Origin of the sequence: Vibrio sp. LaRot3 (assembly GCF_027587025.1) — a bacterium.
Taxonomy (GTDB): domain Bacteria; phylum Pseudomonadota; class Gammaproteobacteria; order Enterobacterales; family Vibrionaceae; genus Vibrio.
In genome coordinates this window covers 116,048-127,787 of sequence record NZ_JAPPTI010000010.1, presented here as the reverse complement: position 1 = coordinate 127,787, position 11,740 = coordinate 116,048, and the positions used below count along the sequence as shown (strand labels likewise).

Annotated in this window: 12 protein-coding genes and 1 tRNA gene; 1 reads left to right on the top strand and 12 read right to left on the bottom strand. The window is 43.0% G+C overall.

Annotated elements, in window-relative coordinates; all coding sequences use genetic code 11:
- Window positions 1-370: 370 nt before the first annotated feature.
- The 9 genes from OH461_RS16630 to OH461_RS16590 form a co-directional block, all read right to left on the bottom strand.
- A complete protein-coding gene (locus tag OH461_RS16630; protein ID WP_270021681.1) occupies window positions 371-1,627 on the bottom strand; it encodes an HD-GYP domain-containing protein in 1,257 nt (418 codons plus the stop codon).
- Between the two features lie 155 nt (window positions 1,628-1,782).
- Window positions 1,783-2,190 (bottom strand): VOC family protein, encoded by a 408-nt coding sequence (locus OH461_RS16625; RefSeq protein WP_270021680.1) that lies wholly within the window; start codon window positions 2,188-2,190, stop codon window positions 1,783-1,785.
- A 71-nt stretch (window positions 2,191-2,261) separates the two neighbouring features.
- The gene (locus tag OH461_RS16620; RefSeq protein ID WP_270021679.1) at window positions 2,262-3,260 is read right to left on the bottom strand and encodes a LacI family DNA-binding transcriptional regulator; all 999 of its coding nucleotides are present in this window, start codon (window positions 3,258-3,260) and stop codon (window positions 2,262-2,264) included.
- Window positions 3,261-3,414: 154 nt separating this feature from the next.
- Window positions 3,415-4,149: a chitin disaccharide deacetylase gene (gene chbG / locus OH461_RS16615; protein WP_270021678.1), complete on the bottom strand. Its 735-nt coding sequence runs from the start codon at window positions 4,147-4,149 to the stop codon at window positions 3,415-3,417.
- A 40-nt stretch (window positions 4,150-4,189) separates the two neighbouring features.
- Entirely contained in the window at window positions 4,190-5,512 is a 1,323-nt protein-coding gene (locus OH461_RS16610) for a 6-phospho-beta-glucosidase (protein WP_270021677.1), read from the bottom strand.
- Between the two features lie 12 nt (window positions 5,513-5,524).
- Window positions 5,525-5,833 carry a PTS lactose/cellobiose transporter subunit IIA gene (locus OH461_RS16605; protein ID WP_270021676.1) on the bottom strand — a complete coding sequence of 103 codons (309 nt, stop codon included), beginning with the start codon at window positions 5,831-5,833 and terminating at the stop codon, window positions 5,525-5,527.
- Between the two features lie 64 nt (window positions 5,834-5,897).
- Window positions 5,898-7,220, bottom strand: coding sequence for a PTS sugar transporter subunit IIC (locus tag OH461_RS16600; protein WP_270021675.1), 1,323 nt, complete (start codon window positions 7,218-7,220; stop codon window positions 5,898-5,900).
- 103 nt (window positions 7,221-7,323) lie between these two features.
- Window positions 7,324-7,629: a PTS sugar transporter subunit IIB gene (locus tag OH461_RS16595; RefSeq protein ID WP_260262146.1), complete on the bottom strand. Its 306-nt coding sequence runs from the start codon at window positions 7,627-7,629 to the stop codon at window positions 7,324-7,326.
- 500 nt (window positions 7,630-8,129) lie between these two features.
- A tRNA-Leu gene (locus OH461_RS16590) sits at window positions 8,130-8,214 on the bottom strand.
- Window positions 8,215-8,406: 192 nt separating this feature from the next.
- Between OH461_RS16590 and OH461_RS16585 the strand changes: the two genes are divergently transcribed.
- Window positions 8,407-8,883, top strand: coding sequence for an RDD family protein (locus OH461_RS16585; protein WP_270021674.1), 477 nt, complete (start codon window positions 8,407-8,409; stop codon window positions 8,881-8,883).
- A 48-nt stretch (window positions 8,884-8,931) separates the two neighbouring features.
- Here OH461_RS16585 and luxS read toward each other — a convergent pair whose 3' ends face one another.
- From luxS to gshA, 3 genes are read right to left on the bottom strand one after another with little or no spacing between them, the layout of a single operon-like run.
- Window positions 8,932-9,450, bottom strand: coding sequence for an S-ribosylhomocysteine lyase (luxS, locus tag OH461_RS16580; RefSeq protein WP_260262148.1), 519 nt, complete (start codon window positions 9,448-9,450; stop codon window positions 8,932-8,934).
- Between the two features lie 38 nt (window positions 9,451-9,488).
- On the bottom strand, window positions 9,489-10,100 hold the full coding sequence (locus OH461_RS16575) for a transglycosylase SLT domain-containing protein (RefSeq protein WP_270021673.1): 612 nt from the start codon (window positions 10,098-10,100) through the stop codon (window positions 9,489-9,491).
- A gap of 6 nt (window positions 10,101-10,106) precedes the next feature.
- A complete protein-coding gene (gene gshA / locus OH461_RS16570; RefSeq protein WP_270021672.1) occupies window positions 10,107-11,672 on the bottom strand; it encodes a glutamate--cysteine ligase in 1,566 nt (521 codons plus the stop codon).
- Between the last annotated feature and the right edge of the window lie 68 nt (window positions 11,673-11,740).

The window sequence follows — 11,740 nt, the reverse complement described above, 5'->3', positions numbered from 1 at the left end:
GGATTATCATCAACGAGTGCCCACACAGATTGATAGGTTTACATTGTTAAAGAGCTTTGCTTTTCGAGAAACTTTCTCTCAAAGCGGAGGTGCATTCTAGCGAGATAACTTGAAGAGTCAAACACTTTTTCAAATTTATTTCTTAGAAGCTTTCACCTCATTCACTAACCGCTGAAGCCTTGTGGCGTCTGCCGTGTCAGTGGAAGCGCATTATAGGCAGTTCCTTTTTTAAGGCAAGCCTAAAATGCATATTTTTTTAGTTTTTTTGATTGAATGAGCAGCCTTTAACCAAGTGAATATTTGCACTCAGAATACCCTCACCTTACACACCTGTTATTCACAAATTCCTGTTGATAAGTTGAGTTTTGCTTTAATCATCACTATCAAAAAAGTAAGAGATTCTCGATCTAGGGTTCAAATATTCTTTTACTTTATCTGGAAGCTTCTGCGGGAGTATCGCACTTACTATCTTTATATCCTTTTCAGCTAAATCGATGATCGGAGCCTGAGTTCTTGGAACCGCAGGGTCATAAATCAGTACGTTAGGATATAAGATGTTGCTTGAGTTAACTGATATAACCAAACCAATCATGTTATTTGATAGCTGCACTACCGTGCCTGGTGGGTACACCCCCATAAACTTGATCAAAATACTTAAGTTGTCGTGGTTATATAGATGCTTGCAGTTCTTATATAAATGAGAAAGCGCCACATAAGGAATCTTTTGGTCAGATACGACCGTGTTATGACAAAGGTTATCATAAGCGTTAGCGACAGCGACTATTTGGGTTAACTGGTCAATATCACCTTCTTTCAGGCCAGCTGGATAGCCTGAGCCATCATTGTGCTCGTGATGATTTGCAATGACTGTCTTTGTTACCTCAGGGAAACAGTCAATGTTAGCAGCCATATCTAAGCCATACTTAGTGTGAAGTTTTAGATAATTAACTTCTGGCTCAGTCAGAGGAGTGGTTTTACGCAAAATGGCCGTCGGTATTTTTATCTTACCCATGTCATGGAAAAGCGCTGCAAAAGACAGATCTTTAATCGTCTTAGCGTCCAACCTCTTGGCTTTACCAATCAGCATTGATAAAACCGCAACGTTGAGTGAGTGAAAATAGATATCTTCAAACTCACTTTTGCCATTCATTAAATGAAGCGTTACATGATCATCGCTCAACAGGCGCTCGACAATATCATCCACCAGCAGTGCGGCTTCATCGACAGCTTGCTCTGGCCGATTACGAATCTTGGTCATAACCGCACGCATTCTAGCAAGCGAGCGTTCAAACTCCTTCTCGCAATCAATTACTCTGCGTCGATAGCAGCTCATCTTTTCAATACGTTGCTGTTTTTCATTCCACAACTGTTCTGCTTTCGCATCTAGCGCATCATTAGCAGCTTGATCAATTGCTGTCTGTTCTTCAGAAACGGGAAGAGGTGCAACGTCGCTTTGATTGACATTGACATAGACGTGCTTAATACCCAAATGTCGGATGATTCGGATCTGCTCTTGAGTTTTAACTTTGAAGCTATTTAATAGGAACGGATGTTCTTTCCACTTCACTGGCAATCGAATGTGTAACCCAGGCTGAATTCGATCGACCGTGATCTTGATACTCGCCACGCTTTATATACAACTTAATAATTAATAAAACGATAGTATTCTAGTTAAAAATGACTATCAGATCATCAACAAGTCTCACGAACACGCAGAATGTTATGACTATTAATTTCTAAATGTTACAAGGAGTGACTGTAGGTACAGAGTCTGTCTCTATACTATTGCACTAATTCACAATGCAGCATCCAACGAACACCAAATTGATCTTCAACCTTGCCAAATCGTGCGCCCCAGAAGGTATCCGCCAAAGGCATCATGACATGCCCACCTTGCGATAGTTGGTCAAATAGCTTTTCCTGCTGATCAAGGTCCTTCAATACAATAGACAGCGCAATATTGTTACCACCTAACTCCTGCACCATCATCCCGTCAGAGAGCATTAGTTTCATGCCAAAAGCTTCAAACTCAGCGTGCATGATCCAGTTTGGGTCCGCCCCTTCAACGGTCTGCGGTGCATCTTTAAAGTATTGTTTTGTCAGTGTCACGCCGCCAAAGCAGCGAGAGTAAAAGTCAAGCGCCTCTTCACAGCGGCCAGAAAAGAATAAGTAAGGGGTAACCTGAAACATTGCCTATCTCCAATATATTGTTTTACTTAAAGAATAGACAAGTTTCACATTATGTAATTAGGACTTTAGTGTTAACTAAGCGCACGGTCCGCTTTGCGAATCACTAACTTTGGCTCAAAATCGTGCACTTTTGACACTGTTTTACCAGCAATCAAATCCATCAACACTTGCACAGCAGATTGAGCCATATCGTTGATTGGGAAGCATACTGACGTGACCGCAGGGTAAAGTTCAGAGCATCGCTCTACGCTATCAAAGCTGACAATTGAAATATCTTGCGGCACTTGAATACCATGTTCATGCAAATATTGCATCGCGCCTACCGTCATTTCTTCACTACACGAGAAGATAGCGGTTAGCTCAGGATGACGAGTGAGCAAAAGCTTTGTTGCTTCATAGCCACTTTGGTGGCCATAGTTTCCCTCTTCACACCAGCTTTCACTGACATCAATTCCCGCTTGAGCCATGGTATCAAGATACCCTTGCTTGCGTTGTAAACTATTTTCTCGGCAAGTCGGTCCGGTTATACAACCAATCAATCGATGCTTTTGGTCCAATAGATGCTGCACCGCTATTGAACTGGCCTTGTGATGAGAGAAGGTAATACATCGCTCCTCTAGGCTCGGAACTATACGATCCAATAAGACAAAAGGAGGATGTAGTTTGGCAAACTCACATAAAGTTTCATCACTGATATGGCGACTATGCAATATATAGCCATCACAACGTAAGTCATGAAATCTTTGAATCGCTTGTTGCTCTCCAGCATCTGAGTGATGCCCTTGCGCGGTAATTAGAAACTTAGAATGGGTATCGAGCTCAGACTGCACTTGCTCCATCATCGAGCCAAAAAAGCCACCTGTATAGTAAGTAACAAGTAATCCCATCATGTTACTTGAAGATGTTGCCAGTGAACGAGCAATTGCACTTGGTCGATAGTTAAGCTCTGCCATGGCTTGCTCAACTTTCTTTTTTGTCTCTTCTCTGAATTTACCCTCGCCATTGATTATTCGAGAAACCGTTGAGCGGTTCACGCCTGCGAGAGCCGCAACATCTTTTATCCGTGCCATATGACCTTCTTTAATTTTATCTATACCCAAACAACCTCATGCAAGCCACGTAAAGTTGTTTGGGTATATAAAAAGAGAAAAAAGCTGTCAGTTTCCAAACGTTAGGGGGAAATGAAACTGACAGCTGCCATGATACACAGGGAATATACTAGGACTAAATTAATACGGAATAATCCGTGACTTGGATATCATGCTCAGTAAGAAACGCGATAAATTCAGGTGATGTTAACGTTATGAGCTCTTGCTCTCGCTGAGCTAGATAACTACTCATCGCCTTTAACTGCGAATCCACTTTAGCCGGATGGCACATGACCTCCAAAACATCACAATGAGGAGCATGCTCTAGCATCAATTGCTTAGCATGCTCAACCGAAATAGATGTGTCATAAAACTGAGAGGTAAACACATAACGCCATGGTTGTTCATCTAACCCCGCAATGCCAATACCTCGCACGGGCACTTTGTATTGTTGGGCGACTTCATAAACAATAGGCGCAACCTGCGGGTGGGTGTGACAATGATGATGACCATCGATATGACTCAGACTGAGCCCAAGCGCTAAGTAATGTTCAACTTGAGCAACGACTTCCTCATACACTTCAACAGGATCAAAATCCCGCTTTTGCCAAAAACCCGGAATAGCAGGGAAGAGACCGTTATCACCTTGCAATGATTTATGACCAGTTAAAGGCTTACCTGCCGTAAATCGCAAATGCAGCCCAATTTTGAGTTCCGGCACATCGGCAGCCAACTTAACCGCATGCGCCTCTCCCGGCATACCAACCATAAAGGTTGTTGACCGTACGACCCCACTTCTAAAAGACTCAACAATCCCTTGGTTTACGCCTTCTGTCAGTCCAAAATCGTCCGCATTAAAAATGACTTTCATCTCTTCCTCTGCTTTTATTACAAACTTATTGAGTAGCCAACTACAACGTCGTTAGCTTGAATTGCGGTAAGTACGCAGCATTCTCTCGCAAAATATCATCCAAGATCGATTTCGCGCGTTTGATATCCGGTACGAGAGGGTTGTTTGCCAAAGCAATCAAAGCTTTTTCATAATCACCATGAACTGCGGCTTCAATAGTCAACTGTTCATAAGATTTCACCTGATGGAGTAAACCAGTAATGTTTGGTGATAGCTCACCAACAGCAATCGGCTTAGCTCCCCAACTGCCTATCACAGCGCTACATTCAATCACCGCATCATCCGGTAGAGTGTTAATTGCACCGTTATTTGGCACATTCACTACATGAATACCATTGCGATTGTTGTAGATAGCATCAACTAGATTCAATGAAGCATCGGAATAGTAAGCACCACCGCGTTCCTCAAGCTCTTTAGGCTTAACATCAAGATTCACATCTTGATATAGCTTAAACAACGACTCTTCGGTTTTCATGACTTGTTCAGCTCGAGTACCCTTTTCTGCCGCGCTTTCCTTCTCTTCTTCAAGCATGGCATCCGTCTGATAGAAATAACGGTGATAAGGACAAGGAATCGCCCCTAATGCTCGCAAGAAATCGGGATCCCACGGTTCTTCGAAAATATTCTTCATGCTGAAGTTGGCACCATCACCGACTTTTTCGATCACGGTATCCGTCACATCTTCACCATTGAGCCAAGCCTTGTGAACCCAAACCAAGTGGTTCAAACCTGCAAACTCAAGCTGCACATCATTCGGCTCACAATCGAGCATTTCGGCTGCCATCATCTGCATAGAGACTGGCACATTACATAAACCAATGCTCTTAACGTTAGAGTGTTTATTCACGGCCTCCGATACTAGCCCTGCTGGGTTAGTAAAGTTGAGCATCCATGCATTTGGCGCTAATTCTTCAATATCACGACAAATATCCAAAATAACCGGAATGGTGCGTAGTGCTTTCGCAAAGCCACCAGGCCCGGTTGTTTCTTGGCCAATGACGTCATACTTTAAAGGAATACGCTCATCGCACGCGCGGGCCTTTAAACCACCAACTCGAAATTGTGTCATGACAAAATCAGCGCCTTTGATCGCCTCACGACGGTCAAAACTGGCCTTGATTTCAATATCTGCGCCGACTTTCTCAACCATACGTTTTGCTAATGCATGAATGATATTGAGCTTGTCTTCGCCATCTTCGATATCCACTAAGTGAATTTCACTAACAGGAAGAAACGCGCGGCGTTTCAACACACCTTCGATAAGTTCTGGGGTATAACTACTACCACCACCAATGATGGCTAGCTTTAATGCACCTCTTGACATACTAAATCTCCATTAAGCGACTATCTGCTGATGTAAGGCTACGATTTCCGTAGCCATTTCATGAGCAAGAATGGTTGTCATAAGGTGATCTTGAGCGTGAACCATAACGAGTGTCATGGGCACTTTGCCTTGGCCTTCGTCTGCTTCAATGAGCTGGGTCTGCATCAAGTGAGCCTTATTGAGACACTCTTTACCAAGTGCCAGCTTTTGTTGGGCTTGTTCAAAATCATTCTGTCTTGCCAGCTTTAACGCCTCGTAACTTAAACTACGCGCTTCACCCGCATTACAGATAATCTCCATTACAACCATTTCTTGATCCATATACCCTCCCGGTAAAAACTATCTAACGTCTTACTTATTTTAAAAATCTAAATTATTTAATAGCTTAAGCTTTTGCCAATTCTGGCTCGGCTTGTTTTTCTTCTTCTGTCGCATCTTGACCTGCAAGTACTTCTTTTTCGAACATCTTGAAGAAAGGTAGGTACAAGAAGAGATCGAGAATTAATAAAGCAACCACTAACAGCACAGGTGCTAGAGTCCAACCACTACCCCAAGATGCGCCGATAATCGCTGGCGTTGTCCATGGTGTAGTTGCAACACCCATACCCACTAGTCCTGAGTGAACAGCGAAGTAAGCAATAGTCGCGTTAATACAAGGCACTAACACAAATGGTAGGAACAACGTTGGGTTAAGAACCATTGGCGTACCGAAGATAACTGGCTCGTTAATTTGGAAGAAGCCAGGAACGATACTCATGCGGCCAATACTCTTAAGGTGAGCAGAGCGGCTAAATGCCATCAAAATAACCAACGCGAGTGTTGCACCAGAACCACCTAAGAAGATGTAGAAATCCCAGAACGGCTGAGTGAATACGTTTGGAATTGGCTCACCTGCAACATATGCTTCGATGTTGACACTTAAGTTAGACAGTAGGAATGGCGACATTAGGCCAACAACAATAGCTGCACCATGGATACCCGCGAACCAAAGCAATTGACAAAGGATCAATGCACCAAGGATGGCAGGCAGAGAGTTAGAAGCACTAACTAGAGGTTTAAACGCTTCAAGAATCAGTTCAGGAATCAGCATATCAAACTGGATTTGAACCCAAACACTGAACGGGTAAAGTGTTAACAGCACGGCCAATACTGGCAGAAGAACTTCAAACGAACGCGCAATCGCCGGTGGAACCTGATCTGGCATACGAATCGTGATGTTGTGCTTTTTCATAAAGCGATAAAGCTCTACAGAGAAGAAAGCACTAAACACACCAGTAAATACGGCTGTACCACCTAGGTTTCCTGCTGGTAACCCACCGTCGGTTAATGGCGCAGCAATAAGCAAGAAGCTCATCAACGATAGTGCCGCACTTGTAATACCATCCATCTTGTGCGCTTTAGCTAAGCTATAACCCACACCGATGGTGACAAACACCGTCATTATGCCCATCGTCATATTAAATGGCATCATAATGATTTGGTCGTATTTTTCCGCTGCATCTAACCAAGCTCGCGCAAAGCCCATTTTGGTCTCTGGTGAGAATGGAGGAAAACGGAAAATGAGTAGAAAACTACCCACGATAATAAATGGCATTGCCACAATAAATCCGTCACGCATCGCGCGAACATGGGGTTGGTTACCCACTTTAACCGCGAGTGGTGCAATATGCTTTTCGACGAAAGTTAATACCATGTCATAAAGCTTCATAGTGTCCATCCTTATTTTTGGAACAAAAAAGCCCTACACCACATAATTTAATGTGGCGTAATCACTTCTTTAATCTGTTATTTAATATTTAATTAAAATTAGATTACTTAATTAGGCCTAATGCTTGTGTCAGCACTTCATCGCCTTTCATCATTCCGTAATCTTGAGGTGAGATAGCAGCAATGTTCTTTCCGTGCTCATCTGCAACCTTCTTTAGCTCTTCAAGTTGAAAACGAACTTGAGGGCCAAGCAAACACACATCGTATTCTTTGATCGCATCGTTGAAGGCATTCACTGCCAGCGCTTCGATCTCACATACAATGCCGCGTGCTTGCGCCGCTTGTTCCATTTTCTTTACTAGCATGCTTGTAGACATACCTGCACTACAACAAAGCAAAATCTTTTTCATCACCCAGCTCCTTTTTGATTAACAATTAAGCTAATAAAAACTGTATCAAAATTGTTCAGAACAAAAAAGCGCAACCGGTTGCGTTAATCGTGAACAGAATCTCATTTTATGAAATGTTCATCATTCAATTATTCATCAAAAATAAATTAGTATTACTTGGTGGTAGGAAAGTATTTTTTATTACTCGAAATAAATAAGTTCTGAATAGAAAGCATTAGTTAAATAAATTAGAACAACAAGATAACCCAATACAACTAATTTATTTAATAGTTAGATTTTTAAAATTCTAAATAGATAAATAATGAGGAGAGTTATTTAGTGATACAGAGAGGCTATGAGTGAACTATTCGAATCTCACCGTTTTGCTTTTCGCCTTTACGAATTATATTTGTCATCAATTAAGGGGGGACTACGCATTCGAGACACTAGCGCTCGTTAAAATTATCAAACTCTAGATACAACAAAGCCCCGACTTTCGTCGAGGCTTTGTTGTTTAAATATGGTACCGGTGGGCGGACTTGAACCGCCACGCCCGAAGGCAACGGATTTTGAATCCGTCGTGTATACCAATTTCACCACACCGGCATCTTTAGGCTATTGCCTTTTGATGTTTGGCATTATACGTAACAACACAGTTCGTGCAAGTGCAAAAGATTGAAAGCGTTGTCGTTTGCTGATTATTTCACCACAAACCTGCAAGCTGTGCGCAAGCTCTCTTCCCTCACTCTGTTTGGCGTATTATTCTGCTGACTAAACCAAAACATATGGCATTGAACCATGACAAATACACAGCCCCTACCACCAGCAGGGCTTATGCGCCGCCTAGGTGCTCTTTTTTATGACAGCTTGATAATTTTGGCCATCGAAATGATGGCTGCCGGGATCATTATTGCAATTTTGCACGCTCTACTCGCACTAAATGCAATCTCTGTTGCACCTTATCTCGATGTTAGTGACTTCCTCACCAATCATCCGATATGGAGCCCTATTTACACTCTCTACTTAGCCTTCGTGTGGATATATTTCTTTGTCTTCTTTTGGACTCGTGCGGGGCAAACATTAGGTATGCGCGCATGGAAAATCCAATTACGTAACAAAGATGGCTCAAAACCTACCGTTACACAGGCTTTAATCCGAATTGGGACCTCTGGCTTCGGATTAGCAAACTTTACGGTGCCTTTCGACCCTGAAAAGCGCGGCTTTCATGACATTTGGGCTAAAACTCAGATTGTAGTTCTACCCAAGGTGAATTAACACTAGCTCCCACCATTAAAAAAGGAAGGCTGAGCCTTCCTTTTTACGTTAATCGATACTTAACTCTTTCAGCATCTCTGCGGGTAAGGCTAAGTCTTCATTTTTATTGACGGCAATCCCAGCATCGAGAATAGCTTGCGCGATTTGCTTCGCTTCATCCAATGAATGCATCGCGGCAGTGCCACATTGATATTCGTTTAGCTCAGGGATTTTGTTCTGGCTCTCTACTTTTAGCACATCTTGCATCGCAGCGAGCCAAGCATCCGCGACTTGTTGCTCTTGCGGCGTACCAATCAAGCTCATATAAAAACCGGTACGGCAGCCCATTGGTGAAATATCAATGATTTCAATCGCATCACCATTAAGGTGTTTACGCATGAAACCAGCGTATAAGTGCTCCAAAGTATGGATACCACGTTCTGACAAAATATCCTTATTGGGCGCGGTAAAACGTAGATCAAATACCGTAATAACATCCCCTTTCGGTGTCTTCATTGTTTTGGCAACGCGAACTGCTGGGGCGTTCATTCTAGTGTGATCAACGGTAAAACTATCTAATAGTGGCATATTCCCTCTCCTGCCGTTTTCTAACAACATTAGTGTTGCTAGAAGAACCAACTGCTATTGTTTTCCAACTCTTGGCGGCACTGTTTTAGCTGCCAACCATAATCCTTTGCTTGCTGCTCTACTTTGCGCGCGATTTTAATCAGCGACGGCTTACCTTGGTATGTTTTGCGCTTATATCCGCCTCTTCCTTCATGGTAAGCAAGATATTGATTATATGGGTCCCATTTAGAAATTCCCAGCTGCTTATGCGTCTCTGTGGTGTACCAACCAATAAACATCAGCGAGTCATCAAAACTGGTTCTTGAACCACCGTGGTTAGTCGCTTTTTGAAAGTCTTCCCATGCGGGATCTTGTGCTTGAGCATAACCATAAGCGCTGCTCACGCGCCCCCAAGGGATAATACCTAAAATGTAATCTTTAGGTGGTCTCGCATCATGACGGAAGCTGCTTTCTTGTTTCACAAATGCCATGGCAATATTAATGGGCGTGCCCCACTCTTCTTGCATATCGACGGCATCGTCATACCAATCAGGGTTCTCACGAAAGATTTCGCAAATGTTATCTTGACGCGCAGGTGGCGGAGTCGCACAGCCTGTTAGCCCTACGACCGCCAAAAGAAGTGATACTGCTAGAGTCCTTTCTATTTTCATTGATGGCTACTTCAAGTATGAAAAGTACTGAGCTAAGAAATCATCAAAGCTTAATGTATCTGACTGCTCTTGTGCTGCTTGAGCATCAACAGAACGAGAAGCTTCTTGTTCCATAAGTTCTTTTGTGTAGATACGATACTGGTGTTCTAGATGCTTCAATCGGTACTCTTTACCAAACTCACAACCTAAAGCGCCTAAACCACCAAGTCGCTTGGTATCTTCAAGTAATTGACCCGAGATAGTCAGTTCTGGATTATCAATCCAATTTACTAGCTTACGGCATGCTTGCTGGTATTCATTACCACCCAAAGCTTCGTCCATCTTAACGGCCACTTGCGTCAACTCGTCAAATACACGTTTCGCCCACGCTTGCAGCGTAAGCACTTCACCTTTACAGCCAATCTGTAGCTCTAAGCCTGGAGTGCGACCTTCACTGATCACTTTATTCCAGTTTTCTCGCCAGCATGCCTGCTCGCAGAAATCCATCGGCTCAGAATCAGTCAGTGCAGCCCATGCTAGGAACAAATCTAAGAATCGAATTTGATCTTTATCGATACCAATCGAGCTATACGGGTTTACATCTAATGAGCGAACTTCAATATATTCAACGCCACCACGAGCCAGCGCTTCTGACGGTTTTTCGCCATTTTTCGCTACGCGTTTAGGTCGAATTGGCGCATACAATTCGTTTTCAATTTGTAGAACATTACTGTTTAGTTGATGGTATTCACCATCTACTTTAACGCCAATTTCAGCAAACTCTTCAGAAGGAGTTCGAATCGCTTGGTTCAAACCCTCTAAGTATTGCTCGATGCTGTTGAAGCCAATCTTTAGCACACTCTGTGCGCTGTTGGTGTAACCCAAGTCACTCAAGCGTAGTGAGGTCGCCTTTGGCAAGAATAACGTCGAACCGATATTTTCAAACGGTAACTTCGTATCACGTCCTTTAATAAACGATGGACATAATGCTGGAGATGCACCAAAGAAGAACGGGATCAGCCAACCAAAACGGTAGTAGTTACGAATCAGCGCAAAGTAGCCTTCAGACTTAGCCGCTTGGCGAGATGACTCATCTTGTTCGCCGTATAAACCATCCCAAAATGAATCAGGGAATGAGAAATTGAAATGAACGCCCGAAATAATCTGCATTAAGCTACCGTAGCGGCGTTTTAAGCCTTCACGGTAAAGGGTTTTCATCTTTCCGGAATTTGACGTGCCGTATTGAGCAAGAGTAATGTCATCTTCATCTTCAACGTAACAAGGCATAGAAAGAGGCCAAAGCTTCTCTTCGCCTAGTTGAGTTTGCGTGAAATGGTGGATGTCTTCTAACTGAGCGACCAAGGTATCGATGTCTTGTGATACTGGAGTAATAAACTCGAGCAGAGATTCAGCAAAATCTGTAGTAATCCATTCGTTAGCGTAAGCAGAACCGAGGCCCTTAGGATGAGGAGTCTTAGCAAGCTTGCCATTTTGTTGATAACGAAGGGTTTCTCTTTCTACACCACGACCAAAGTTCTTAAATACTTCGGGATTACGTGATACTCGCTCTAATCGCGCAGCAAAATCTGTCAAAATGAAGTCGCCTATGTTTATTGTTCTATTTGCATATCAAAGAACTGGCTTAATAATAACGACTGGGT

Excerpts from the sequence above, each read along its gene's own strand:
- OH461_RS16625 (WP_270021680.1), bottom strand. The coding sequence starts at position 2,190 with ATGTTTCAGGTTACCCCTTACTTATTCTTTTCTGGCCGCTGTGAAGAG.
- OH461_RS16620 (WP_270021679.1), bottom strand. The coding sequence starts at position 3,260 with ATGGCACGGATAAAAGATGTTGCGGCTCTCGCAGGCGTGAACCGCTCA.
- chbG (WP_270021678.1), bottom strand. The coding sequence starts at position 4,149 with ATGAAAGTCATTTTTAATGCGGACGATTTTGGACTGACAGAAGGCGTA.
- OH461_RS16610 (WP_270021677.1), bottom strand. The coding sequence starts at position 5,512 with ATGTCAAGAGGTGCATTAAAGCTAGCCATCATTGGTGGTGGTAGTAGT.
- OH461_RS16605 (WP_270021676.1), bottom strand. The coding sequence starts at position 5,833 with ATGGATCAAGAAATGGTTGTAATGGAGATTATCTGTAATGCGGGTGAA.
- OH461_RS16600 (WP_270021675.1), bottom strand. The coding sequence starts at position 7,220 with ATGAAGCTTTATGACATGGTATTAACTTTCGTCGAAAAGCATATTGCA.
- OH461_RS16595 (WP_260262146.1), bottom strand. The coding sequence starts at position 7,629 with ATGAAAAAGATTTTGCTTTGTTGTAGTGCAGGTATGTCTACAAGCATG.
- OH461_RS16585 (WP_270021674.1), top strand. The coding sequence starts at position 8,407 with ATGACAAATACACAGCCCCTACCACCAGCAGGGCTTATGCGCCGCCTA.
- luxS (WP_260262148.1), bottom strand. The coding sequence starts at position 9,450 with ATGCCACTATTAGATAGTTTTACCGTTGATCACACTAGAATGAACGCC.
- OH461_RS16575 (WP_270021673.1), bottom strand. The coding sequence starts at position 10,100 with ATGAAAATAGAAAGGACTCTAGCAGTATCACTTCTTTTGGCGGTCGTA.